This is a genomic window from Streptomyces sp. NBC_00019 (assembly GCF_045041015.1).
In the GTDB taxonomy this organism is placed as follows: domain Bacteria; phylum Actinomycetota; class Actinomycetes; order Streptomycetales; family Streptomycetaceae; genus Streptomyces.
Genome location: NZ_CP108302.1, coordinates 8,429,930 through 8,453,747 on the forward strand (window position 1 = coordinate 8,429,930; position 23,818 = coordinate 8,453,747).

The 23,818-nt window shown below is 69.5% G+C and carries 21 protein-coding genes; 8 read left to right on the forward strand and 13 right to left on the reverse strand.

What is annotated here, in order from left to right; all coding sequences use genetic code 11:
* Window positions 1-140 precede the first annotated feature (140 nt).
* From OHU89_RS39045 to OHU89_RS39065, 5 genes are read left to right on the forward strand one after another with little or no spacing between them, the layout of a single operon-like run.
* The gene (locus OHU89_RS39045) at window positions 141-935 is read left to right on the forward strand and encodes an ABC transporter ATP-binding protein (RefSeq protein ID WP_405649681.1); all 795 of its coding nucleotides are present in this window, start codon (window positions 141-143) and stop codon (window positions 933-935) included.
* Window positions 936-940: 5 nt separating this feature from the next.
* Window positions 941-1,705 (forward strand): ABC transporter ATP-binding protein, encoded by a 765-nt coding sequence (locus tag OHU89_RS39050; protein ID WP_405654841.1) that lies wholly within the window; start codon window positions 941-943, stop codon window positions 1,703-1,705.
* A complete protein-coding gene (locus OHU89_RS39055) occupies window positions 1,702-2,592 on the forward strand; it encodes a branched-chain amino acid ABC transporter permease (protein WP_266886124.1) in 891 nt (296 codons plus the stop codon). Before OHU89_RS39050 ends, OHU89_RS39055 begins: the two co-directional genes overlap by 4 nt.
* On the forward strand, window positions 2,585-3,706 hold the full coding sequence (locus tag OHU89_RS39060; protein ID WP_405649683.1) for a branched-chain amino acid ABC transporter permease: 1,122 nt from the start codon (window positions 2,585-2,587) through the stop codon (window positions 3,704-3,706). Before OHU89_RS39055 ends, OHU89_RS39060 begins: the two co-directional genes overlap by 8 nt.
* Window positions 3,703-4,965: an ABC transporter substrate-binding protein gene (locus tag OHU89_RS39065; RefSeq protein WP_405649685.1), complete on the forward strand. Its 1,263-nt coding sequence runs from the start codon at window positions 3,703-3,705 to the stop codon at window positions 4,963-4,965. The genes OHU89_RS39060 and OHU89_RS39065 overlap by 4 nt, the downstream gene beginning before the upstream one ends.
* Before the next feature lie 69 nt (window positions 4,966-5,034).
* Here OHU89_RS39065 and pssA read toward each other — a convergent pair whose 3' ends face one another.
* The 9 genes from pssA to OHU89_RS39110 all read right to left on the reverse strand — a co-directional run bounded on the left by pssA (window position 5,035) and on the right by OHU89_RS39110 (window position 15,956).
* Complete coding sequence (gene pssA, locus OHU89_RS39070) at window positions 5,035-5,883, reverse strand: CDP-diacylglycerol--serine O-phosphatidyltransferase (RefSeq protein WP_405649687.1); 849 nt, start codon at window positions 5,881-5,883, stop codon at window positions 5,035-5,037.
* On the reverse strand, window positions 5,870-6,529 hold the full coding sequence (locus OHU89_RS39075) for a phosphatidylserine decarboxylase (RefSeq protein ID WP_266899218.1): 660 nt from the start codon (window positions 6,527-6,529) through the stop codon (window positions 5,870-5,872). The genes pssA and OHU89_RS39075 overlap by 14 nt, the downstream gene beginning before the upstream one ends.
* Window positions 6,530-6,699: 170 nt before the next feature.
* Window positions 6,700-7,905 (reverse strand): acyl-CoA dehydrogenase family protein, encoded by a 1,206-nt coding sequence (locus OHU89_RS39080; RefSeq protein WP_266886121.1) that lies wholly within the window; start codon window positions 7,903-7,905, stop codon window positions 6,700-6,702.
* Between the two features lie 3 nt (window positions 7,906-7,908).
* Complete coding sequence (locus tag OHU89_RS39085) at window positions 7,909-8,421, reverse strand: MaoC family dehydratase (RefSeq protein ID WP_405649689.1); 513 nt, start codon at window positions 8,419-8,421, stop codon at window positions 7,909-7,911.
* Between the two features lie 4 nt (window positions 8,422-8,425).
* Window positions 8,426-9,385, reverse strand: a complete 960-nt coding sequence (locus OHU89_RS39090) for a CoA ester lyase (protein WP_266886119.1) — start codon at window positions 9,383-9,385, stop codon at window positions 8,426-8,428.
* On the reverse strand, window positions 9,382-11,430 hold the full coding sequence (locus OHU89_RS39095) for a protein meaA (protein ID WP_405649692.1): 2,049 nt from the start codon (window positions 11,428-11,430) through the stop codon (window positions 9,382-9,384). The genes OHU89_RS39090 and OHU89_RS39095 overlap by 4 nt, the downstream gene beginning before the upstream one ends.
* Window positions 11,431-11,447: 17 nt before the next feature.
* Window positions 11,448-12,785 (reverse strand): crotonyl-CoA carboxylase/reductase, encoded by a 1,338-nt coding sequence (gene ccrA / locus OHU89_RS39100; protein ID WP_384160345.1) that lies wholly within the window; start codon window positions 12,783-12,785, stop codon window positions 11,448-11,450.
* Between the two features lie 419 nt (window positions 12,786-13,204).
* Entirely contained in the window at window positions 13,205-14,014 is an 810-nt protein-coding gene (locus OHU89_RS39105) for a TetR family transcriptional regulator (RefSeq protein WP_266886117.1), read from the reverse strand.
* Between the two features lie 136 nt (window positions 14,015-14,150).
* Complete coding sequence (locus OHU89_RS39110; RefSeq protein WP_405649694.1) at window positions 14,151-15,956, reverse strand: 3-hydroxyacyl-CoA dehydrogenase family protein; 1,806 nt, start codon at window positions 15,954-15,956, stop codon at window positions 14,151-14,153.
* Between the two features lie 375 nt (window positions 15,957-16,331).
* On the opposite strand from OHU89_RS39110, the gene OHU89_RS39115 reads away from it, so the two are divergent.
* On the forward strand, window positions 16,332-16,907 hold the full coding sequence (locus tag OHU89_RS39115) for an adenylosuccinate lyase (RefSeq protein WP_405649696.1): 576 nt from the start codon (window positions 16,332-16,334) through the stop codon (window positions 16,905-16,907).
* Here the strand turns inward: OHU89_RS39115 and OHU89_RS39120 are convergent.
* The 4 genes from OHU89_RS39120 to OHU89_RS39135 form a co-directional block, all read right to left on the reverse strand.
* Window positions 16,904-17,422, reverse strand: coding sequence for a GNAT family N-acetyltransferase (locus OHU89_RS39120; protein WP_405649698.1), 519 nt, complete (start codon window positions 17,420-17,422; stop codon window positions 16,904-16,906). The genes OHU89_RS39115 and OHU89_RS39120 overlap by 4 nt on opposite strands.
* Window positions 17,419-17,817 (reverse strand): RidA family protein, encoded by a 399-nt coding sequence (locus tag OHU89_RS39125; RefSeq protein WP_405649700.1) that lies wholly within the window; start codon window positions 17,815-17,817, stop codon window positions 17,419-17,421. The genes OHU89_RS39120 and OHU89_RS39125 overlap by 4 nt, the downstream gene beginning before the upstream one ends.
* Window positions 17,818-17,885: 68 nt before the next feature.
* The gene (locus OHU89_RS39130) at window positions 17,886-19,457 is read right to left on the reverse strand and encodes an alpha/beta hydrolase (protein WP_405649702.1); all 1,572 of its coding nucleotides are present in this window, start codon (window positions 19,455-19,457) and stop codon (window positions 17,886-17,888) included.
* Between the two features lie 135 nt (window positions 19,458-19,592).
* Window positions 19,593-20,633, reverse strand: coding sequence for an Rv2578c family radical SAM protein (locus tag OHU89_RS39135; protein ID WP_405649704.1), 1,041 nt, complete (start codon window positions 20,631-20,633; stop codon window positions 19,593-19,595).
* A 157-nt stretch (window positions 20,634-20,790) separates the two neighbouring features.
* Between OHU89_RS39135 and OHU89_RS39140 the strand changes: the two genes are divergently transcribed.
* Window positions 20,791-21,234, forward strand: a complete 444-nt coding sequence (locus OHU89_RS39140; RefSeq protein ID WP_046257957.1) for an SRPBCC family protein — start codon at window positions 20,791-20,793, stop codon at window positions 21,232-21,234.
* A gap of 151 nt (window positions 21,235-21,385) precedes the next feature.
* Window positions 21,386-23,815, forward strand: a complete 2,430-nt coding sequence (locus OHU89_RS39145) for an MFS transporter (RefSeq protein ID WP_405649706.1) — start codon at window positions 21,386-21,388, stop codon at window positions 23,813-23,815.
* The last annotated feature ends 3 nt before the right edge of the window (window positions 23,816-23,818 follow it).

The following is a 23,818-nucleotide window of genomic DNA, read 5'->3' on the forward strand; positions in this document are numbered from 1 at the left end:
TGACACGCGGTGTTGTGCACGCGCACAACGCCCCGCCCGGCCCGCTGGGCACCCGCAGCGATTCCGCCGCGGGCCGTGGACGGACGCCCTCGCCGGTGCTGGGGTGAGCGCCACACCGAGTGAGGACAGGGGGGAAGTCCATGGGGGGTTCCGGTCTCGTGGTACGGGATCTGTCGGTCGGGTACGGGCCCGTGCGCGCCCTGCGCCGGGTGTCCCTGGAGGTGCCCGAGGGAACCGTGGCGACCGTCCTCGGCTCCAACGGCGCCGGCAAGTCCACGCTGCTGCGGGCGATCAGCCGCACGCTGTCCTTCCACGGCGGCGCGGTCACCGAGGGCGGTGTGACCCTGGGCGACCGACGACTCGACCAGCTCTCCCCGGACCGCGTGGTGGCCGCAGGCGTCTCCCAAGTTCCGGAAGGGCGGCGGGTGTTCGCCCGGATGACGGTCGCCGACAACCTGCGCGCGGGCGCCCTCGGCGGCAGCCGCGCTGGCCGGCCGAAAGCCCTCGCCCGCGTCCACGAACTGTTCCCCGTCCTCGCGGAGCGCGCACAGCAACGCGCGGGCCTGCTCTCCGGCGGCGAACAGCAGATGCTCGCCGTCGCCCGGGCCCTGATGGCCGGCCCGAAGGTCCTCCTCCTCGACGAGCCCTCCCTCGGACTCGCCCCGCTCATGGCCCGGCGGATCGCCGACACCGTCCGCGAGATCAACGAACAGGGCACCTCGGTCCTCCTCGTCGAACAGAACGCCGCCCTCGCCCTGCGGCTCGCCACGCGCGCGTACGTCCTCGAGGTCGGCGAGGTGACCCTGTCCGGCCCGGCCGCCGAACTGGCCGCCTCCGACGAGGTCCGCCGGCGCTACCTGGGTGTCGTCGACGAGGACGCGGCGGCGGACGGCGAGACGGCGGGCGGGCGCACCCTCGGCCGGTGGAAGGGGTGACCGCCGTGGACGCGCTCGAAGTGCGCGACCTCACCGTCCGGTTCGCCGGGCTCACCGCCCTCGACGGGGTGAGCTTCACCGTCCGCCCCGGCACCGTGCACGCCCTCATCGGCCCCAACGGCGCCGGAAAGTCCACCTGCTTCAACGTCCTGTCCGGCGTCTACCGGGCCACCGCGGGCAGCGTCCGCTTCGGCGACCACGAGCTCACCGGCATGCCCGCGCACCGCATCGCCGGCCTCGGCGTCGCCCGCATCTTCCAGAACCTCGCCCTGCCGCCGCTCGCCTCGGTCGAGGACAGCCTGCTCCTCGGCAGACACCGGCTGACCCGAACCGGCTTCCTGGCGGCGGGACTCCGGCTGCCCTCAGCCGCCCGAGAGGAACGGATGCACCGTGAACGCGTCCGCGAGATCGCCGAGTTCGTCGGCATCGCGGACTGTCTGGACCGCCCGGCGGGCTCCCTGCCGTACGGGCAGCAGAAACTCGCCGAACTCGCCCGCGCGCTCTGCATGGAGCCGCGCCTGCTGCTGCTCGACGAGCCCGTCGCCGGGATGACCGCCGCTGAGCGGCGCCGGACAGCCGCCGTGATCGCCGGAGTCCGCGACGGGCTCGGCATCTCGATCGTGCTGGTGGAACACGACATGGGGGTGGTGATGCGGCTCGCGGACGCCGTGACCGTACTCGACTTCGGGCGCCGGATCGCCGACGGCGCCCCCGCCGACGTACAGAACGATCCGGCCGTCGTACGGGCGTACCTGGGGGACGCGTCATGAGCACCTTCGCCGAGATCCTCCTCAACGGCGTCTCGTTGGGCTCCGTGTACGCGCTCATCGCGCTCGGCTTCGTGGTGATCTTCCGGGCCACCGAGGTCGTCAACTTCGCCCACGCCTCGCTGCTGCTCGCGGGCGGCTATGTCACCGCGACCCTCCACGACGACATCGGCTTCTGGCCCGCGTTGCTCGTCGGGATCGCGGGCGCGGCCGTGGTCGGCGCGGCGGTGGAGTTCCTGGTGATGCGGCGCTACCGGGGCTCCGACCACAGCGTCCTCGCCATCGTCACCATCGGGGTCGACATCCTGCTCACCACCGAACTGACCCGCCGTATGGGCACCGACGTGCTGCCGCTCGGCGACCCGTGGGGCGACGCCGTGCTCAAGCTCGGGCCGATCTCCCTCGCCCACACCCGGATCGCCGCGTTCGTGGCGGCGGCACTGCTCATCACCACGTTCCTGCTGGTCTTCCGGTACACCTCGTGGGGCGTGGCGATGCGGGCGGCCGCGGAGAGCGCGGAGACGGCGGCCCTGATGGGCGTACGGCTGGGGCGGGTGTCGCTGGGGGCGTGGGCGGTGGCGGGGGGACTTGCCGCGGTGGCCGCGCTGTTCCTCACCGTCTTCCCGACGCCGGGGCTGGAACGGGCCACCTCGCTGGCCGCGCTCAAGGCCTTCCCGGCCGCGATCCTCGGCGGGCTGGACTCCACGACGGGCGCACTGGTGGGCGGACTGCTGGTCGGCATCACGGAGTCGCTGGCGACCGGCTACCAGAGCGACCTGACGTTCCTGGGGCGTGGGCTCGGAGACCTGGCGCCCTACCTCGTGATGGTCGCGATCCTGCTCATCCGCCCGGCCGGGCTGTTCGGGACGAAGGAGCTGGCCCGTGTCTGAGGTTCTCGGCCGCGACGAGGCCCGCGAGGCACCGCCCGGCACCCGCCGCCGCTCCGCCCGGCTCACGAGCCCTCGCTCCTACGTCCGGGCCGCCGCGGCGGTCCTCCTCCTCGCCCTGCCCTTCTACCTCGACCGCTTCTGGCTCCAGGCCGGGCTCTTCGCCATGGCCGCGGCCATCGGTGCGATCGGCATCAACCTCCTCACCGGCGCCACCGGGCAGCTCTCCATGGGCCACGCCTTCTTCCTCGCCGTCGGCGCCTACGGCTACTGCGTGTTCGCGGCGGACGGCGGGGACGGCCTGACCGGGCTCGGCCTGCCGACGTGGCTGGCGGCCGTGCTCGCGGTGGTGGTCGCGGGGGTGGCGGGCGGGCTGTTCAGTCCCATCTCCGGGCGGCTCAGCGGCGCCTACCTCGGTATCGCCACGCTCGCGCTCGTCTTCATCGGGCAGCACGTGATGTTCAACGCCCACGATCTGACCGGCGGGGCGAACGGTCGTGACGTACCGCCGCTGAACCTCTTCGGCCTCACCTTCGACGACCGCGAACTCCTGGTGGCCGCCGTGCCGTTCGGGTCGGCGGAGAAACTCTGGTACGCCGGTCTGGCAGTCCTCCTGGCCGGTGCGCTGTTCGCCCGCGGCGTCCTGCGCGGCCGTCCGGGCCGGGCGATGAACGCCATCCGCGACCATCGCATCGCCGCCGGAGTGATCGGCGTACCCGTGGCCCGGCACCGGGCCGCCGTCTTCGTGCTGTCGTCGATGTACGCCGGTCTGGCGGGCGTGCTCCTCGCCCTGGTCTTCCAGCGGACCGTGCCCGACTACTTCGGCATCACGCTGTCCCTCGAATACCTCGCCATGATCGTCATCGGCGGGCTCGGCTCGGTCTCCGGCGCGGTCGCGGGGGCCGTCTTCGTCTCCCTGCTCCCGCAGCTGCTGACCCGCTACAGCGATGCGCTGCCCCTGGTCTCCGCCCCCGGCACGGGCGGGATCGCACCGGGCGAGGCATCCCGGTACCTCTACGGCGCCGCCGTCGTGCTGGTGGTGCTGTTCCTGCCCGGCGGCCTGGTCAGGGTGGCCGCCCGGCGTCGCGTCACAACTCATCCAGGGGAGGAACGATGAACAGGACGTACGCGGCCAGGGCCGCCGCGGGCGCGCTCGCCGCACTGCTCGTACTGGCGGGATGCAGCTCCAAGGCCAAGGACGACGACGGTGACAAACAGTCGGCGGGCGGGGTGAAGACCGGCGACGGTATCTCCGGCAAGACGATCGCACTCGGTGCCCTCACCGACATGACCGGCGTCTACGCCACCCTCGGCAAGAGCGTCACCCAGGCCCAGCAGCTGTATGTGAAGCAGCTGAACGCCGACGGCGGTGTCTGCGGCTTCAAGGTCCAGCTGACGGTCCGCGATCACGGCTACGACCCGCAGAAGGCCGTCTCCGGCTACACCGAGCTGGAGCCGAAGGTGCTGGGCTTCGCGCAGTTCATCGGCTCCCCGTTCGTCGCCGCGGTCAAGCAGCGCATCGACGGCCAGGACAAGGGGCTCGTGCTGCCGCAGGCGTGGTCGTCGGCGCTGCTCGGCAGCCCGTACATCCGGGTCATCGGCTCCACCTACGACATCGAGACGATCAACGCCGTCGACTTCCTGCTCCAGGAGAAGGGCGTCAAGAAGGGCGACAAGATCGGCCACGTGTACTTCGAGGGCGACTACGGCGAGAGCGCCCTGGTCGGCTCCAAGCACATCGCGCAGGAAAAGGGGCTGACCGTCGTCGAACAGAAGATCAAGCCCACCGACAACGACATGACCGCCCAGGTCGCCGCTCTCAAGCAGGCCGGCGTCAAGGCGATCGTCATCAGCGCGGGCCCGCGCCAGGCGGCCTCGCTCGTCGGCGTCGCGGCGGCCGGCGGCTTCGACGTGCCGATCATCGGCAACAACTCCGCCTTCGCACCCCAGCTCCTGGCCACCCAGGCGGGGCCGGCCCTGATGAAGAACTACTTCGTGGCCTCGCCCTCGCTCCCGATCGGCGCGGACACCCCGGAGGCGAAGAAGCTCGTCGCCGACTATCAGGCGGCCTATCCGAAGGACGCCCTCGACAACGGCATCGTCGCCGGCTGGACCGCGGTGTCGGCCTTCGGCGAGGCCCTGAAGAAGGCCTGTGAGAGCAAGGACCTCACCAGGGAGGGCGTCGACAAGGCCCTGCTGGCCATCGACTCCTTCGACCTCGGCTTCGGCCCCACCCAGAACTTCACCGACCCCAAGTCCCCGTCCTCCCGGCAGAGCGTGATCCTGCAGCCGGACAAGAGCGTGACGGGCGGCATGAAGGTCGTACGGGAGGCGGAGGCGTCCGAGGTCGCGGAGGCGTACACACCGGGAGCCTGAGCCGGCACAGCGAAGAGGGCCCGAACCGGATATCGGTTCGGGCCCTCTCGAAGGTCTTCCACCAGGTGCCTACGGCAGCTGTGTCGCTCGTGCCTCACGCCGGTTGTCACGGAAGTTGTGCACCCGGCGGGCCGTGGCGAACAGCGGGATCACCGCGCCCATGACCAGCTGGAGGGCACAGCCTGTCTGAAGGAGCAGCTGTCCGCCCGGCGCGTCGAACGCCCAGGCCGCCAGCAGGCCCATGGCCGACACGATCCAGCCGAGCATCGCCACCGCGAGGATGCCCCGCGGCTTGGGGTACTCCACCCGGCTCACCATCAGCCACGCCGTCCCCAGGATCGCCATCAGCGTCGCCTCGAAGGGCAGCTCGAGGAGCACGATCGAGACCACGGTCAGTGCCCCGAACGGTGATGGCATGCCCTGGAAGGTGCCGTCCTTCACCGTCACACAGGAGAACCGCGCAAGTCTGAGCACCACCGCCAGGAGCACCACGATCGCCCCCACCGCCGCCACCCGCTGGGAGGCGTCGGCGGCGACCATGCCGTAGACGAGGACGAAGTACGCCGGTGCCAGGCCGAAGCTGACCAGGTCGGAGAGGTTGTCCAGCTCCGCGCCCATCGGCGAGGAGCGCAGCTTGCGCGCCACCAGGCCGTCGAACAGGTCGAACACCGCCGCACAGAGCATCAGGATGACAGCGGTGGCCGCGCTGTTGCGGGCCATGCCGGACTCCTGGCTGTCCGTGAGGTGCGGGATCAGGATGCCGGTGGTGGTGAAGTACACCGCCATGAAGCCGCACGTGGCGTTGCCGAGCGTGAGGGTGTCCGCTATTGAGAGGCGGAGAGAAAGAGGCATCTCCTCCTCGTCCTCTTCGGCCTCGGGCACCCAGCCCGCCTGTGTCTCAGGATCAATCACGGTCAATGCGAGTCACCCCAGCCACGGTCTTCTGACCGACCTCCACCGCGACGTCCACGCCCTCCGGCAGGTAGATGTCGACGCGCGAGCCGAAGCGGATCAGACCGATGCGGTCGCCCTGCTCGACCTTCGTGCCCTGCGGAACGTAGGGAACGATGCGGCGGGCCACCGCGCCGGCGATCTGGATCATCTCGATGTCACCGAGTTCGGTGTCGAAGTGCCAGACTACGCGCTCGTTGTTCTCGCTCTCCTTGTTGAACGCCGGAACGAACCCGCCCGGGATGTGCTCGACCGACGTCACCGTGCCGGAGAGAGGCGCGCGGTTGACGTGGACGTTGAGCGGGCTCATGAAGATCGCGACGCGGGTGCGCCCGTCCTTCCACGGCATGATGCTCTGCACCACACCGTCGGCGGGCGAGATGACCCGGCCCTGGGTGATCTCGCGCTCGGGGTCGCGGAAGAACCACAGCATGCCCGCCGCGAGCGCGGTGGCGGGCACGGCGACGGCCTTGGCGGCGCCGGACTTGCGCGCGCGCACCAGGCTGAGGGCTGCGGTGGCGACGGTCGGGAGAAGCCACGGCGATGCTCCGCGCGCGAGGCGTACGCCGCCGGCCTGGCTGTCGCGTGGTGCAGAGGTTTGGCTGTGGGGCATGGATGACCTTCGTAGCGGATGGCGCCGCGCTGTAACGGGGGACGGCGGCTTTCCCGGGATCGTACCGGTCGTGGGCCACAACTGGGCAAGCCAGGAAGCCGAGTCGGCGGCTGAAGAGTGTTGACGGGGTGTGATCTTCTTCTCCAAGAAAACACCCCGTATCCGGACAATCAGCCCTGGAATCGATACTCTTCGAGCAGCCTGCGACCGATGATCATTTTCTGGATCTCGGCGGTACCTTCACCGATCAGCAGCATCGGAGCCTCACGGTAGAGGCGCTCGATCTCGTACTCCTTGGAGAAGCCGTAGCCGCCGTGGATCCGGAAGGCGTCTTCCACGACCTCCTTGCAGTACTCGGAGGCGAGGTACTTCGCCATCCCAGCCTCAAGGTCGTTTCGCTCCCCGGAGTCCTTTTTGCGTGCCGCGTTGACCATCATCGCATGCGCGGCCTCGACCTTGGTAGCCATCTCGGCGAGCTTGAACTGGATCGCCTGGTGCTGGGCGATCGGCTTGCCGAAAGTGTGACGCTGCTGGGCATACGAGACGCCCAGTTCGAAAGCACGCTGAGCGACGCCGCAACCACGCGCCGCCACGTTGACGCGGCCGACTTCGACGCCGTCCATCATTTGGTAAAAACCTCGGCCGGTGACCCCGCCGAGCACACGATCGGCCGGAATGCGCAGGCCATCCATGATCAGCTCGGTGGTGTCGACACCCTTGTAGCCCATCTTGTCGATCTTCCCGGGGATGGTGAGGCCGGGGCGGACCTCTCCGAAGCCGGGCTCCTTCTCGACGAGGAAGGTCGTCATCGACTTGTGGGGCGCGGTGCCCTCAGGGTGTCCTTCGTCACTTCGGACGAGAACGGCGACCAGACTTGACGTGCCACCGTTCGTCAGCCACATTTTCTGGCCGTTCAGGACGTACTCCTCGCCGTCCTTCACCGCCTTCGACGTGATCGCCGACACGTCCGAGCCCAGACCCGGCTCCGACATCGAGAACGCGCCGCGGATGTCGCCGGCCGCCATGCGCGGCAGGAAGTGGTCCTTCTGCTCCTGCGTGCCGTGCTGCTTGAGCATGTACGCCACGATGAAGTGGGTGTTGATGATGCCGGACACCGACATCCAGCCGCGGGCGATCTCCTCGACGCACAGCGCGTACGTCAGGAGCGACTCGCCCAGACCGCCGTACTCCTCCGGGATCATCAGACCGAACAGGCCCAACTCCTTGAGGCCGTCGACGATCTGCTGCGGGTACTCGTCGCGGTGCTCCAGCTCGGTGGCGACCGGGATGATCTCCTTGTCCACGAAGTCGCGGACGGTGGAGAGGATTTCCTGCTGGATGTCGGTCAGACCGGCGGTCTGGGCGAGACGGGCCATGGCTTACTTCTCCTGCTGCTTGAGCTCCGGGCGGCCGGGCTGCTCGCCGCCGCGCTCCTTGATGTAGGTCTCGGTCGGCACCATGACCTTGCGGCGGAACACGCAGACCAGCGTGCCGTCCTGCTTGTAGCCCTTGGTCTCGACGTAGACGATGCCGCGGTCGTTCTTCGACTTCGACGGCCACTTGTCGAGCACGGCCGTCTCGCCGTAGATCGTGTCGCCGTGGAAGGTCGGCGCCACGTGCTTCAGCGACTCGATCTCCAGGTTGGCGATCGCCTTGCCGGAGACGTCCGGGACGGACATGCCGAGCAGCAGGGAGTAGATGTAGTTCCCGACCACGACGTTCTTGCCGAAGTCCGTCGTCTTCTCGGCGTAGTTGGTGTCCATGTGGAGCGGGTGGTGGTTCATGGTGAGGAGACAGAAGAGGTGGTCGTCGTACTCCGTGACCGTCTTTCCCGGCCAGTGCTTGTACGTCGCCCCGACCTCGAACTCCTCGTAGGTGCGCCCGAACTGCATGGCCTCAGGCCTCCGGAATCTCGAACTTGCTGGTGCGCTGCATGCCGGCGGCGCGTCCCTTGCCGGAGATGACCAGGGCCATCTTGCGGCTGGCCTCGTCGATCATCTCGTCGCCGATCATCGCGGAGCCCTTCTTGCCGCCCGCCTCGGACGTGTAGTAGTCGTACGCGTCCAGGATCAGCTCGGCGTGGTCGAAGTCCTCCTGGGAGGGCGAGAAGATCTCGTTGGACGCCTCGACCTGGCCCGGGTGCAACACCCACTTGCCGTCGAAACCGAGGGCCGCGGCTCGCTGGGCGACCTCGCGGTAGCCGTCGACGTTGCGGATCTGCAGGTAGGGGCCGTCGATCGCCTGGAGGTTGTTGGCGCGGGCCGCCATCAGGATCTTCATCAGGATGTAGTGGTAGGCGTCCGCCGGGTAGCCGGGCGGCTGCTCGCCCACGACCAGCGACTTCATGTTGATCGACGCCATGAAGTCGGCCGGGCCGAAGATGATCGTCTCGACGCGCTGGGAGGCCGTCGCGATCTCGTTGACGTTGTTCAGACCCTGGGCGTTCTCGATCTGCGCCTCGATGCCGATCTTGCCGACCTCGAAGCCCATCGTCTTCTCGATCTGCGTCAGCAGCAGGTCGAGGGCGACGACCTGCTGGGCGGTCTGCACCTTCGGCAGCATGATGCAGTCGAGGTTCTGCCCCGCACCCTCGACGACGGTCACGACGTCGCGGTACGTCCACTCGGTCGTCCAGTCGTTGACACGGACCACGCGCGTCTTGCCGGTCCAGTCACCCTCGTTGAGGAACTTGACGATGGTGTGCCGCGCCTCGGGCTTGGCGAGCGGGGCGCACGCGTCCTCCAGGTCGAGGAAGACCTGGTCCGCCGGGAGGCCCTGCGCCTTCTCCAGGAAGCGGGGGTTGCTTCCCGGCACCGCGAGACACGAGCGGCGGGGACGCAGACGGTTGACGGTCATGCGGGGACCTCCAGGGGGTCGAGCTTGTTCGCTTTGCGGATCTCGTCGACGATGCGGCCGATGATCCCGGTGATGTCGAAGTCCTTCGGGGTGAACACCGCGGCCACTCCGGCTGCCCTGAGCTGTTCGGCGTCCCCATTCGGGATGATGCCACCGGCGATCACCGGTATATCTGTGGCACCGGCCACATGGAGCCGCTCCAGCACGTCCGGCACCAGCTGGGCGTGCGAGCCGGACAGGATGGACAGGCCGACCGCGTGCACGTCCTCGGCGAGGGCCGCGTCCACGATCTGCTCCGGCGTCAGACGGATGCCCTGGTAGACCACCTCGAACCCGGCGTCACGGGCCCGCACGGCGATCTGCTCGGCACCGTTGGAGTGCCCGTCCAGGCCCGGCTTGCCGACGAGGAAGCGGAGCTTGCCGACGCCCATGTCCTTGGCCGTCAGGTCGACCTTGCGGCGCACGTCCGCCATGGCAGAGCCCTCCTCCGCCGGCAGCGCGACCGGCGCCGACGAGACCCCGGTCGGCGCGCGGAACTCACCGAACACCTCGCGCAGCGCCCCGGACCACTCGCCGGTCGTGACTCCGGCGCGGGCGCACTCCAGGGTGGCCTCCATGAGGTTGCCGGTACCCTTGGCGGCCTCCTTCAGCTTCTCCAGCGCCTTGCACGGGCGCGGGTGGTTGAAGGGCGGCTGGTAGCGGGTGTCGCGCCAGTGCTGCAGGCCGGCGATCACGCGGGCCTCGACCGCCGGGTCGACCGTCTGGATCGCGGTGTCCAGGTCGGCCGTGAGCGGGTTGGGCTCGGTCGTCTCGAAGATGTTGACGCCGATGATCTTCTCCTGGCCGGACTCGATCCGCGCCCGGCGCTCGGCGTGCGAGGAGACGAGCTGCGACTTGAGGTAGCCGGACTCGACGGCGGCCATCGCGCCGCCCATCTCCTGGATCCGGTCGATCTCCGCGAGGGACGCCTCGACGAGCTTCTCGACCTTCGCCTCGATGACATGCGAGCCCTCGAAGATGTCCTCGTACTCCAGCAGGTCGCTCTCATGGGCGAGGACCTGCTGGATGCGCAGCGACCACTGCTGGTCCCACGGCCGGGGGAGACCGAGGGCCTCGTTCCAGGCGGGCAGCTGTACGGCACGCGCGCGTGCGTCCTTGGAGAGGGTCACGGCCAGCATCTCCAGCACGATCCGCTGGACGTTGTTCTCCGGCTGCGCCTCGGTCAGACCGAGGGAGTTGACCTGGACGCCGTAGCGGAAGCGGCGCTGCTTGGCGTTCTCGATGCCGTAGCGCTCACGGGTGACCTTGTCCCAGATGCGGCCGAAGGCGCGCATCTTGCACATCTCCTCGATGAAGCGGACGCCCGCGTTCACGAAGAAGGAGATACGGGCGACCACGTCACCGAACTTCTCGGCCGGCACCTGACCGGAGTCCCGGACGGCGTCCAGGACCGCGATCGCCGTCGACATCGCGTACGCGATCTCCTGGACGGGGGTGGCTCCCGCCTCCTGGAGGTGGTAGCTGCAGATGTTGATCGGGTTCCACTTGGGGATGTGGTTGACCGTGTAGCAGATCATGTCCGTCGTCAGGCGGAGCGAGGGCACCGGCGGGAACACGTGGGTGCCCCGGGACAGGTACTCCTTGACGATGTCGTTCTGGGTCGTGCCCTGGAGCTTGGTGATGTCCGCACCCTGCTCCTCGGCGACGACCTGGTAGAGCGCCAGCAGCCACATGGCGGTGGCGTTGATCGTCATCGAGGTGTTCATCTGCTCCAGGGGGATGTCCTGGAACAGCCGTCGCATGTCACCGAGGTGCGCGATCGGAACGCCGACCCGGCCGACCTCGCCGCGGGCGAGGATGTGGTCGGAGTCGTAGCCGGTCTGCGTCGGCAGGTCGAATGCCACCGACAGGCCGGTCTGGCCCTTGGCGAGGTTGCGCCGGTACAACTCGTTGGACGCCTCGGCCGTGGAGTGGCCGGCGTACGTGCGCATGAGCCACGGCCGGTCCTTCTCCCGCTTGCCTTCGGCGGGCTGACGCTCAGTCATCTATGACCCCGGGTGTCTCAGATGTTGCGGAAGCGGTTGATGGCGTCGAGGTGCTTGGCGCGCATCTCCTCGTCGCGCACGCCCAGACCCTCCTCGGGCGACAGGCACAGCACGCCGACCTTGCCCTGGTGGAGGTTGCGGTGCACGTCGTAGGCGGCCTGGCCGGTCTCCTCGAGGGAGTACACCCTGGAGAGGGTCGGGTGGATCTTGCCCTTCGCGATGAGCCGGTTGGCCTCCCAGGCCTCGCGGTAGTTGGCGAAGTGCGAGCCGATGATCCGCTTCAGCGACATCCACAGGTAGCGGTTGTCGTACTCGTGCATGTAGCCCGAGGTCGAGGCGCAGGTGGTGATGGTGCCGCCCTTGCGGGTGACGAAGACGCTCGCGCCGAAGGTCTCGCGGCCCGGGTGCTCGAAGACGATGTCGATGTCCTCGCCGCCGGTCAGCTCGCGGATGCGCTTGCCGAAGCGCTTCCACTCCTTCGGGTCCTGGGTCTGCTCGTCCTTCCAGAACTTGTAGCCCTCGGCGTTGCGGTCGATGATCGCCTCGGCACCCATCGAGCGGCAGATGTCCGCCTTCTGGTCGCTGGAGACGACACAGATCGGGTTGGCGCCGCCGGCCAGGGCGAACTGGGTGGCGTAGGAGCCGAGTCCGCCGCTGGCGCCCCAGATCAGGACGTTGTCGCCCTGCTTCATGCCGGCGCCGTTGCGGGAGACCAGCTGGCGGTAGGCGGTGGAGTTCACCAGGCCCGGTGCGGCGGCCTCCTCCCAGCTGAGGTGGTCCGGCTTGGGCATCAGCTGGTTCGACTTGACCAGGGCGATCTCGGCGAGGCCGCCGAAGTTGGTCTCGAAGCCCCAGATGCGCTGCTCGGGGTCGAGCATGGTGTCGTTGTGGCCGTCGGAGGATTCCATCTCGACCGACAGACAGTGCGCGACGACCTCGTCACCGGGCTTCCACGCGTTCACGCCGGGGCCGGTGCGCAGGACGACGCCCGCGAGGTCGGAGCCGATGATGTGGTACGGCAGGTCGTGCCGCTTGGCCAGGTCGTTGGTGCGGCCGTAGCGCTCCAGGAACCCGAAGGTGGACAGCGGCTCGAAGATCGAGGTCCACACGGAGTTGTAGTTGACGCTCGACGCCATCACGGCGACCAGGGCCTCGCCCGGGCCGAGCTCCGGCACCGGGACGTCGTCCAGGTGGATCGACTTGCGCGGGTCCTTGTCGCGCGTCTGAAGACCCGCGAACATCTCCGTCTCGTCCTTGTGCACGGTGATCGCGCGGTACGACTCGGGGAGCGGCAGAGCGGCGAAGTCGGCCGGAGTCGAGTCCGGCGACTGGATCGCGTCCAGGATGTCCTTCACGGTCACGGTGTTGCCTCCGGCGATACGCGTCCTGAGGGAGGGACGCTGAGGGTTACGTCGGTGCTGCTGAGGGTTTTTTTGAAGTGCCGTCGGTTCGGCGAGGTGGTGCTTCGGCAGCGCTTTGTGGCGCGGGAGGTTGCCTGTGACGCAGGCGTCCGGGCGGGCAAGCCGATGACTTGTTGGGACAGCCGGCGTACGAAAGGTCTCTGCACGCCGGCCGCCCGGACAACATCAACGTATGACACCGCGTGTCACGCCGCAAGGCACTGAGTGCCAGGAACTGCTCTCAGGTGAAATCTTTACGTAACAAATGAGCGATGATCGATCGAACGCGGCCTGGAATCCACTGGAAATCGGGTGGAGGCACACGAAAACGGCCACCCCGAGGGGTGGCCGTCATCACAGCGATGCAGTAGTGCTCAGCGCTCCTTGAGCGCCTCCTCGATGGTCCTCATGACCTGGTCGAGCGGGGCGTCGGTGCGGGCGACCGTGACCAGGACCTCGCCGTGGGTCGAGACCGTCGCGGCGGCCGGCTTCGGGGTGGTGGTGCGCCCGGCCCCGATCCCGGATCCGAACGTCTTGCGCACGATCGCGAAGGCGTGGTCCAGCTGCGACTCCACGTCGCCCTGTCCGCCGGCCCTGAGCCAGCGCCGCAGCACGTGGTTGTGGGCCGTGACGACCGCGGACGCGGCGACCTCCGCCAGCAGCGGATCGTCGTTGGCGTCGTCGTCGTGCGCGTGCTCGTCGAAGTGGCCGAGGAGGTAGCGGGTGAACAGACGCTCGTAGCGGGCCACCGACGCGATCTCCGCCTCGCGCAGGGTGGGCACCTCGCGCGTGAGCTTGTAGCGGGCGACCGAGATCTCCGGCCGGGCCGCGTACATCCGCATGACTTCCTTGATGCCGTTGCACACCGTGTCGAGCGGGTGCTCGTGCGGGGGAGCGGCGTTGAGGACGGCCTCGGCGCGGATCAACGTGTCGTCGTGGTCGGGGAAGATCGCCTCTTCCTTGGAGCGGAAGTGGCGGAAGAAGGTGCGGCGGGCGACCCCGGCCGCCGCCGCGATCTCGTCGACGGTGGTCGCCTCGTACCCCTTGGTCGAGAACAGCTCCATCGCCGCGGCCGCCAGTTCTCGGCGCATCTTGAGCCGCTGGGCGGCAGCGCGGCTGCCTGCGGCACTTTCCGGCGCGTCGGGCGTAGCTGGTGTACGTGAGGACTTGGCGGGCTGGGGCATGACCCGAACGTACTGCATGTGCGCAGGTTGGCGCTCATGTCCCGGGTGCCCCCCGCCCGGTGCGGGCAGGGGGGTTCCGTGGGGGTCGAGCAGTCCGCCCCAGTCCTCGGCGTCTCTGAACCAGTCGCCGGACGGCTCAGCGGCGGGCATATTCGCGGAAGCCTCGGCCGGTCTTGCGGCCGAGGCAGCCCGCGGCCACCAGGTGCTCCAGGAGCGGGGCCGGAGCGAGGCCCGGGTCCCGGAACTCGCGGTGCAGGACCTTCTCGATGGCGAGCGAGACATCGAGCCCGACGACGTCCAGGAGCTCGAAGGGACCCATCGGGTAGCCGCCGCCCAGCTTCATCGCGGCGTCGATGTCGTCGAGCGACGCGTAGTGCTCCTGGACCATCTTGATGGCGTTGTTGAGGTACGGGAAAAGCAGTGCGTTCACGATGAAGCCGGCCCGGTCGCCGCAGTCGACCGCGTGCTTCCTGATCTTCACGCAGACCTCGCGGACCGTGGCGTGGACGTCGTCGGCGGTGAGCACCGTGCGCACGACCTCGACCAGCTTCATCGCCGGCGCCGGGTTGAAGAAGTGCATGCCGATCACGTCCTGGGGGCGTGAGGTGGCACGGGCACAGGCGACGACCGGCAGCGACGAGGTGGTCGTGGCCAGGACCGCACCCGGCTTGCAGACCTTGTCCAGCGCCGCGAAGAGCTGCTGCTTGACCTCCAGGTCCTCGGCGACGGCCTCGACGGCCAGATCGACGTCGGCGAAGGCGTCGTAGGAGCCCGCCGGCGTGATCCGGTCCAGGGTCTGAGCGGCGGCCTCGGCGGTCATCCGCCCCTTGTCGACGGAGCGCGAGAGGGACTTGCCGATACGGGCCTTGGCGATCTCGGCCTTCTCCTCGCTGCGGGCGGCGAGGACGACCTCGTAGCCGGCCTTGGCGAAGACCTCGGCGATGCCGGACGCCATGGTGCCGGAACCCGCGACACCGACGGAACGGATCGGACGGCCGGGGGTCCCGGAATCCCCGGTGGCCGGCGTCAGGGTGTCCGCCACGACCGTCGCGCTGCCCGGGGCCTCGTACGAGTAGAAGCCGCGTCCCGACTTACGGCCCGTCAGACCCGCCTCGCTGAGCTGCTTGAGGATCGGCGCGGGGGCGTGCAGCCGGTCCCGGGACTCGGAGTACATGGCCTCAAGGACGGTGCGCGCGGTGTCGATGCCGATCAGGTCGAGCAGGGCGAGCGGACCCATGGGCAGTCCGCAGCCGAGCCGCATCGCGGCGTCGATGTCCTCGCGGGAGGCGTACTTCGCCTCGTACATCGCGGCGGCCTGGTTGAGGTAGCCGAACAGCAGCCCGTCGGCGACGAATCCGGGCCGGTCGCCGACCGCGACGGGCTCCTTGCCGAGGGCGAGCGCGAGGTCGGTGACGGCGCTGACGGCGGCCGGCGCGGTCAGCACCGAGGAGACGACCTCGACCAGCTTCATCGCCGGCGCCGGGTTGAAGAAGTGCAGTCCGAGCACGCGTTCGGGACGGGCCGAGTCGGCGGCGAGCCGGGTGACGGACAGGGCGTTGGTGCCGGTCGCCAGGATCGTCTCGGGGCGCACGATCCCGTCGAGTTCACGGAAGATCTGGTGCTTGATCTCGTACGACTCCGGCGCCACCTCGATGACCAGGTCGGCGTCGGCCGCGGTGCGCAGGTCGGTGGAGGTGCGGACCCGGGCGAGGATGCCGGCGCGCTCCTGCTCGGTCAGCCGGCCGCGCTCCACGGCACGGGCGGTCGAGGTCTCCAGGGCGGTGACGGCCTGGGCGGCCGCGGCCTCGCTGATGTCGATGCCGACGACCTCGCGACCGGCCTTGGCGAGGACCTCGGCGATGCCGGTGCCCATCGTGCCGAGGCCGATGACGGCAATGGTCTGCAGCGGGGACAGAGGGGTGTCGGACAGGGGAGCGGCCATCGCGGGACTCCAGGAATGAGGTGACGACTGGGAGCGCGACCCGGTACGCCTGAAGGCGCACCGGGTGCGTGGAGGATGCGGGTGTTGCCGGGCTGCAAGCGCACACGCCCGGTGGTGCGGTGCCGTCGTCACAGGCGTGCACACGCCCGGAGAACGGTGGAACCGACCGGCCCTGTCCCGGGGCCACGTCGTACTGCGATACCTGAGGTACCGAACCGACTGCTCTCACGGCAGCTGCGTCACCAGGCCGCCGCAAGGAGTTCCACGAGTGGGTAACTCGCTCGTCTGAGCTTAACCGGCGGGTAACGAGCGCGCTAGTCCTCGTGTTTGTGATGTACGTCCCGAGGCGCTCGCGACCCACCTAGGCTGCGTGTCATGGACGAAGAGTTGCGATCGCTCACGGAGCGCTTACGGCAGGAGTCGAGGGCGTCGGCGGCGTACGGGCGGCTGGCGGAGACGAAGGACCTCGACGAGCTGGCCGGAGTGCTGATCGAGACCGGACAGCCGCTGTGGGCGCGGGAGCTGGCCGCGTTCCGGCTGGGGGTCGCGGGGGACGCCCGTGCCTTCGAGTCCCTCGTCCTGCTGCTCAACCACCGTGAACCGCAGCGCTGCGCCTCCGCCGCGTACGCCCTGGCCCGCCTCGGCGACCCGCGCACCGCCCGCGCGGCCGCGGCCCTCGCCACCAACGAACTGCGCGTCGCCTACGCCCTGCACCCGGTCAGGCTCCTGACCGAACTGCGCGCGCCCGAGTCGGTACCGGCCCTCATCATCACCCTGGAACGCCGGCTGCGCCCGCACGACCCCTACCGACGGGTGGCCCTCGCCTGCGTCGACGGCCTCGGGTCCCTGGGCGACGCCCGCGCCAGACCCGTACTGAACGAGGCGCTCGCCCACCCGACGCTGGCGGAGGCGGCGGTGCATGCGCTGGCGCGGATCCCAGGGCGGCCTTAGAGGCTCCGCGTGTACCGCACCTCCGGCACCGGGACCCCGTCCACCTCGAAGGGCTCCTCGGTGCCGTCCGGTCGGAACCCCGCCCGTTCGTAGAAGGCGCGGGCGCGGGTGTTGCCCTTGAGGACCCAGAGGTACATGCGGTCGTGCCCGGCGGCGGTGCAACGGCGTACCGACTCCTGGAGGAGGGCGTGGCCGATGCTCGCGCCGTACCGGCCGGGGTCGACGTAGAGCGCGTACAACTCGGCGTCCGCGGTGCGCACTTCATCCTCCCGGTAGGGGCCGTGCGCCGCCCAGCCGAGGAGCTCCCCGTCCTGTTCCGCGACGAGGTTCACCACGCTGCCGTCCGACTGCCGAAAACGTTCGCGACGGCGCTCGGCGTCCTCGGTCACGCTCAGCGCGTCCAGATACGACTGCGGCATGAGGCCCCGGTACGCGCTCTGCCAGCCCCGGACACGGATCTCGGCCACACGGTCGCAGTCCGCGAGTGTCATCTCGCGTACCCGCGGACCGCTCACGAACCGACCACCGCGAACGCCTCGACCTCCATCAGGAACTCGGGCCGGACCAGCGCGGCCACCTGGACCGCGGACGCGGCCGGCAGGCGGTCCTCGGGTATGTGCTCGGCGCGGGCCGTGCGGAGCGCGGGCAGGTGTGCCATGTCCGTGACGAAGTAGGTGAGTTTGACGACGTCGTCGAAGGTCGCGCCCGCGGCGGCCAGGCAGCGGCGCAGGTTCGCGAAGACCTGGCGGGCCTGGGCGGTGGGATCGCCCTCGCCGACGAGTTCGCCGTCGGCGTCCAGGGCGAGCTGGCCGGAGATCGCGACGAACGTGCCGGTGCCCAGCACGACATGGGAGTACTGGGCGGCGGGGGCGAGCCCGTCGGGGGCGGGAATCCTGGTCAGCTCACTCATGCGTCCATGGTGGACCATGACACTGACAACGCCCCCGACGGGCCGTGGGACCCTGCTCGGCGGAGTGCTCAGCCGCGGAAGCCGAGCATGCCGTGCAGCGTCGAGCCCCGTGCGGAGGCCGACGCCGAGCTCAGCGGCTTCGGGTCGGGCAGCGTGTCGCACACCGCGTCGACCTCGCCGCCGCTGCGCGGCACCGTGCCGTCGGTCAGATACGCCGCCAGGTACTTGTCCAGGCAGGCGTTCCCGCTCAGCGTGATGCCGTGGTTGCCGCCGCCCTGCTCGACCACCAGGCTGGAGCCGCGCAGCAGACGGTGGACCGTCACGCCGCCCTCGTACGGGGTGGCCGCGTCGTCCGTCGCCTGGAACAGCAGTGCCGGAGGCAGATGGGCGTTGGCCACGTTCACCGGCCGCAGCGAGTTCGTCGGCCAGAACGCGCACGGCGCGTTGTACCAGGCGTTGTTCCAGGTCATGAACGGCGCCTTCTGGTACACCGCCCAGTTGTCGTTGCGCCACTGGCTCCAGTCGCGCGGCCAGTCGGCGTCACGGCACTGCACCGAGGTGTAGATGCTGTAGCCGTTGTCACCGGAGGCGTCGACGGCGGCGAAGTTCTCGTACGCCTCGACCAGCGGGTCGGCGTTCTTGTCGTTCACGTACGCCGAGAACGCCTCCGCCAGATACGGCCAGTAACCGTTGTAGTAGCCGCCCGGGATGAAGGTGTCCTCCAGCTCGGAGGCGCCCACCTTCCCGCCGGCCGGTGTCTTGGCGAGGGCCGCCCGCATCGCGTACCACTTGGCCTCGATCTTCGCCGGATCGGTGCCGAGCTTGTACGTGGAGTCGTACTTGGCGACCCAGGCGAGGAACGCGCGGTGGCGGTCGTTGAAGGCGTGGTCCTGCGCGAGGTTGTCGTCGTACCAGACACCGGTGGGGTCGACGATCGAGTCGAGGACGAGGCGCCGCACCCGGTCGGGGAAGAGCTTGGCGTAGACCGCGCCGAGATAGGTGCCGTAGGAGTAGCCGAAGTAATTGATCTTCTTCGCGCCCAGGGCGGCACGGATCGAGTCCATGTCCCGTACGGCCTGGACCGTGTTGATGTACGGCAGCACATCGGCGTACTTCTTGCCGCAGGCCTGCGCGAAGGACTTGGCCCGCTGGAGGTTGGCTTTCTCGATGGCCGGAGTGCTCGGCACCGAGTCGGGGCGGACCGGGTTGAAGTAACCGGGCTTGCAGTCGAGCGCCGGCTTGCTCTTGCCCACACCGCGCGGGTCGAAGCCGATGACGTCGTACTGCGCCGCGACCGCCTTGGGCAGCGAGCCGGCGACGAATCCCGCGAGGGTCAGACCGCTGCCGCCGGGACCGCCGGGGTTGACCAGCAGCGGGCCCTGGGACTTCTTCGCGGTGTGCGGGACACGGGACAGCGCGAGGGTGATCTGCCGCCCGTGCGGGTCGTGGTGGTCGAGTGGGACCTTGAGGGACGCGCACTGGAGCGTCGGGTAGTTCGTGGTGCCGCAGCTCTTCCAGGTGAGCTTCGCGGCCTGAGTGGCGTCCGCGGTGCGCGGAGTGCTCGCGTCGGCGGGCAGGGCCGTGAACGAACCGGCGACGACGACGGAAACGCCGCACAGCACGGCTGCGCGTTTTCTCATGGAGTCCTCCCAGGACGGAGGGTTTCGGACCGCGAGTGTCACGGTCCACGCCGCATCGTCCCGGAAAGCGCGTCCGGAAGAACGCGTTCTGGCAAGACTTGACCCTACTGGGTCGCCGGATGCCCTCGAATGCTCTCAGATCAGCGTGAGTTGGGTTCCTTCGGGCAGATCGGGCGTGGGTGGCTCGGGCTCGGGCATCCGTCGGGGCATGGGCGCGTCCGCGGGTCCGATGCCGTACTCCCGGGCCAACTCGTGGACCTGACGGGTGATCCGGCGCTGGTACCACTTCGGCGCGTAGGAGCCGTCCGCGTACAGCCGCTCGTAGCGGCGCACCAGGTGTGGATGGTGACGGCCCAGCCAGGCCATGAACCACTCCCGCGCCCCGGGCCGCAGATGCAGCACCAGCGGGGTCACGGATGTGGCCCCGGCGGCGGCGATCGCCCTCACGGTGGCCCGGAGCTGGTCCGGTGCGTCGCTGAGGAACGGGATCACCGGCGCCATCAGGACGCCGCATCCGATGCCGTGCTCGGCCAGGGTCCGTACGACCTCGAGGCGGCGCTCAGGGGCGGGCGTGCCCGGCTCCACGGTGCGCCACAGTTCCGGATCGATGAAGCCGACCGAGACGGAGATTCCGACGTCCGTCACCGCGTGCGCCTGCTTGAGCAGGTCGAGGTCGCGCAGGATCAGGGTGCCCTTGGTCAGGATCGAGAAGGGGTTCGCGTGGTCGCGCAGGGCGCCGATGATGCCCGGCATCAGGCGGTAGCGGCCCTCGGCGCGCTGGTAGCAGTCGACGTTCGTGCCCATCGCGATGTGATCGCCCTGCCAGCGATGCGAGCCGAGCTGGCGGCGCAGCAGCTCGGCAGCGTTGGTCTTGACGACGATCTGCGAGTCGAAGCCGAGGCCCGTGTCGAGGTCCAGATAGCTGTGCGTCTTGCGCGCGAAGCAGTACACGCACGCGTGCGAGCAGCCCCGATACGGGTTGACCGTCCACTGGAAGGACATCCGGGAGACCGCGGGTACCCGGTTGATGATCGACCGGGCCCGTATCTCGTGGAAGGTGATCCCGCTGAACTCCGGTGTGTCGAAGGTGCGGGTGACGACCGCTTCCGCGCCGAACAGCGCGGTGTCGTCGGCCCGGCTGTGGCCGGAGTCCGCTGTGAGGTTCTCCCAGCGCATGACGCCTCCTCGGTAGCACTGCCCACAGAATAGAACACATGTTCCCTTGATCGTGCGCATGCGTATGTGAAGGGATTGCGGGGCCCCGATTTGGGCGGGCGGGGACCGGGGTGGTTGGCTTGCCCCAACCCCCGATAAATCAGGTGCTGGAGGAAAAATGGCGCAGGTCGAGGCCACTACGGAGCGGGTCGTCGCGGCGGACGCGGAGAAGGTGTTCGACGCCCTCGCCGACTACAGCGGCACGCGCGCGAAGGTGCTGCCTCAGCACTTCAGCGAGTACGAGGTGCGTGAGGGCGGCGACGGCGAGGGCACCCTCGTCCACTGGAAGCTCCAGGCCACCAGCAAGCGGATCCGTGACTGCCTGCTCGAGGTCAGCGAGCCCACCGACGGCGAGCTCGTCGAGAAGGACCGCAACTCCTCCATGGTCACCACCTGGCGGGTCACCCCGGCCGGCGAGGGCAAGTCCCGCGTCGTCGTGAGCACCGTCTGGAACGGCGCCGGCGGCATCGGCGGCTTCTTCGAGAAGACCTTCGCCCCCAAGGGGCTCGGCCGGATCTACGACGAGGTGCTCGACAAGCTCGCCGCCGAGGTCGAGAAGTAGAAACAAGTCCCCGGTGTTCGAGGGGTGTTGAGCCCCTCACCGGATCGAGTGGATCTCCGTGCGCCGCACCGGTCTGCCGTAACTCGTCGCGCTTGCTCGCAGTTGTCGCTTTACGCGGGAATTGTGAGGGTGCGACGAGGGGAGCGGCAAGGTGCGCGGGACCACTTTGGTGCAGGACGGACTGCGGGACGAACCGGCCGAGAAACCCCCGCCGATCCCCGCCCCGGCACCCGCCCAGCCCGTCGAACTCAGCCCGCGCCGGGTGCGGTTGATCTTCTTCGCGCTCATGCTCGCGCTGCTCCTGGCCGCCCTGGAGCAGATGATCGTCGCCACCGCACTGCCGAAGATCGTCGGTGAACTGCACGGCCTGGACAAGATGTCCTGGGCGATCACCGCCTACCTGCTGACCTCCACGATCGGTCTGCCGATCTACGGCAAGCTCGGCGACCTCCTCGGCCGCAAGGGCGTCTTCCAGTTCGCGATCGTCGTGTTCGTCATCGGCTCCGCCCTCGCGGGACGTGCCGAGACGATGGACCAGCTGATCGCCTTCCGCGCGGTGCAGGGCGTCGGGGCGGGCGGCCTCATGATCGGTGTGCAGGCGATCATCGCCGACATCGTGCCCGTCCGGGAGCGCGGCCGCTTCATGGGCCTCATCGGCGCCGCGTTCGGCCTCGCCTCCGTCGCCGGACCCCTGCTGGGCGGCTACTTCACCGACCACCACTCCTGGCGCTGGTGCTTCTACTTCAACGTCCCCTTCGGCGTTCTCACCCTGGCCGTCGTCACCGTCGTCCTCAAGCTGCCCAAGCCGACGGCGAAGCCCCGGCTCGACATCCCCGGCGCGCTGCTGCTCGCCGCCGCCTCCACCTGCCTGGTGCTGCTGACCAGTTGGGGCGGCACCGAGTACGCGTGGGACTCGCGCGTCATCCTGGGACTCGGCGCGGGCGCGGTGGCGTCGGCCCTGCTGTTCCTCGTCGCCGAGCACTTCGCGGCCGAACCCCTCATCCCGCTGCGGCTGTTCCGGGACGCGGTCTTCAACATCACCGGTCTGGTGGGCCTCGTGGTGGGCGTGGCGCTCTTCGGCGCCGCGAGCTATCTGCCCACCTTCCTGCAGATGGTGGACGGCGCGAGCGCCACCGAGTCCGGGCTGCTGATGCTGCCCATGATGGGCGGCATCGTCGGCGCCTCCGTGATCGCCGGACAGCTCATCAGCCACACCGGGCGATACCGGATCTACCCGGTCCTGGGCAGCGCCCTGTCCGTCTTCGGCATGTGGCTGCTGTCCCGGCTCGAGGTCGACACGCCCCGGCTGCACTACAGCCTCTGGATGGCCGTCCTCGGCGCCGGCATCGGCATGGTGATGCCGGTCCTCATCCTCGCCGTCCAGAACTCGGTGCGCCCCGCCGACCTCGGCACCGCCACCAGCGCGAACAACTACTTCCGGCAGATCGGCGGAAGCGTCGGCGCAGCGATCTTCGGCACCCTCTTCGCCGACCGGCTCACCGACGCCCTGGCGAAGCGCCTGCCCGAGACGACAGGGCTTCCCGACGCCGAGGCCATCACCCCGCAGCTAGTCCACGCGCTGCCGCCCGAGCTGCGGGACGCGTACATCCGCGCGTACGCCGACGCCATGCCGCGGATCTTCCTCCACCTCGTGCCGGTCCTCGTTCTCGGCCTGCTCATCGCCTTCTGCCTCAAGGAGAAACCCCTGGTGTCCCACAACGCCGCCGAAATCGAGCCCGCGCCCGTGAACGCCCCGATCCCGCAGGCTCGTTCGCCGTACACCGCCGGAATCCCCGTCTGCGGCACGGTGCAGCACCCCGACGGGACCGTCGTACCGCGCGCGGCGCTCACGCTGATCGACGCCGTGGGGCAGCAGATCGGGCGCGGGGCGAGCGGCGAGGACGGGCGGTACGCGCTGTCGACGCCCGGCTCGGGGGCGTACGTCCTGATCGCCGCGGCCGGGGGACACCAGCCGCAGGCGGTCTCCGTGACCGTCGGCGAGCGGCCCGTCGAGCTCGATGTCGTCCTCGGCGGCGCCGGACGCCTCGCCGGAAACGTGCTGACCGCCGACGGCACCCCCGTGCGCGACGCCGCCGTCACACTCACCAACGTCCACGGAGAGGTCGTCGCCACCACCCGCAGCGGCCGTGAGGGCGGCTACGTCATCACCGAACTCGTCGCCGGCGAGTACACCCTCGCCGCCAGTGCCCACGCGTTCCGCCCCGCCGCCCTGCCCGTCACCGTGCAGGCCTCCCGGGAGACCCGCCAGGACGTCGAACTCGCGGGCGGCGCCGTGCTGCGCGGCACCGTGCGGGCCGGCGGCGAGCGAAGCGAGATGGGGGTCCCCCCGCCCGGAGGGTGGGGGAGGCCCGTCGAGGACGCGCGCGTGACGCTCCTCGACGCCGCGGGCAACGTCGTGGACACCCTCACCACCGGCGCCGACGGCACCTTCCGGTTCGTCGACCTGTCCACGGGCGAGTACACCGTCATCGCCGCGGGCTACCCGCCCGTCGCCACCGTCCTCCAGGTCGCCGGCGGCGGCCGTACGGAACGGGATCTCCAACTCGGACACGAGGACTGAAAA

What these genes read in the sequence shown, in the direction of transcription:
- OHU89_RS39045 (WP_405649681.1), top strand. Translation starts at nt 141, where the DNA reads ATGGGGGGTTCCGGTCTCGTGGTACGGGATCTGTCGGTCGGGTACGGG.
- OHU89_RS39055 (WP_266886124.1), top strand. Translation starts at nt 1,702, where the DNA reads ATGAGCACCTTCGCCGAGATCCTCCTCAACGGCGTCTCGTTGGGCTCC.
- OHU89_RS39065 (WP_405649685.1), top strand. Translation starts at nt 3,703, where the DNA reads ATGAACAGGACGTACGCGGCCAGGGCCGCCGCGGGCGCGCTCGCCGCA.
- OHU89_RS39075 (WP_266899218.1), bottom strand. Translation starts at nt 6,529, where the DNA reads ATGCCCCACAGCCAAACCTCTGCACCACGCGACAGCCAGGCCGGCGGC.
- OHU89_RS39080 (WP_266886121.1), bottom strand. Translation starts at nt 7,905, where the DNA reads ATGGCCCGTCTCGCCCAGACCGCCGGTCTGACCGACATCCAGCAGGAA.
- OHU89_RS39085 (WP_405649689.1), bottom strand. Translation starts at nt 8,421, where the DNA reads ATGCAGTTCGGGCGCACCTACGAGGAGTTCGAGGTCGGGGCGACGTAC.
- OHU89_RS39090 (WP_266886119.1), bottom strand. Translation starts at nt 9,385, where the DNA reads ATGACCGTCAACCGTCTGCGTCCCCGCCGCTCGTGTCTCGCGGTGCCG.
- OHU89_RS39095 (WP_405649692.1), bottom strand. Translation starts at nt 11,430, where the DNA reads ATGACTGAGCGTCAGCCCGCCGAAGGCAAGCGGGAGAAGGACCGGCCG.
- OHU89_RS39105 (WP_266886117.1), bottom strand. Translation starts at nt 14,014, where the DNA reads ATGCCCCAGCCCGCCAAGTCCTCACGTACACCAGCTACGCCCGACGCG.
- OHU89_RS39110 (WP_405649694.1), bottom strand. Translation starts at nt 15,956, where the DNA reads ATGGCCGCTCCCCTGTCCGACACCCCTCTGTCCCCGCTGCAGACCATT.
- OHU89_RS39115 (WP_405649696.1), top strand. Translation starts at nt 16,332, where the DNA reads ATGGACGAAGAGTTGCGATCGCTCACGGAGCGCTTACGGCAGGAGTCG.
- OHU89_RS39125 (WP_405649700.1), bottom strand. Translation starts at nt 17,817, where the DNA reads ATGAGTGAGCTGACCAGGATTCCCGCCCCCGACGGGCTCGCCCCCGCC.
- OHU89_RS39130 (WP_405649702.1), bottom strand. Translation starts at nt 19,457, where the DNA reads ATGAGAAAACGCGCAGCCGTGCTGTGCGGCGTTTCCGTCGTCGTCGCC.
- OHU89_RS39135 (WP_405649704.1), bottom strand. Translation starts at nt 20,633, where the DNA reads ATGCGCTGGGAGAACCTCACAGCGGACTCCGGCCACAGCCGGGCCGAC.
- OHU89_RS39140 (WP_046257957.1), top strand. Translation starts at nt 20,791, where the DNA reads ATGGCGCAGGTCGAGGCCACTACGGAGCGGGTCGTCGCGGCGGACGCG.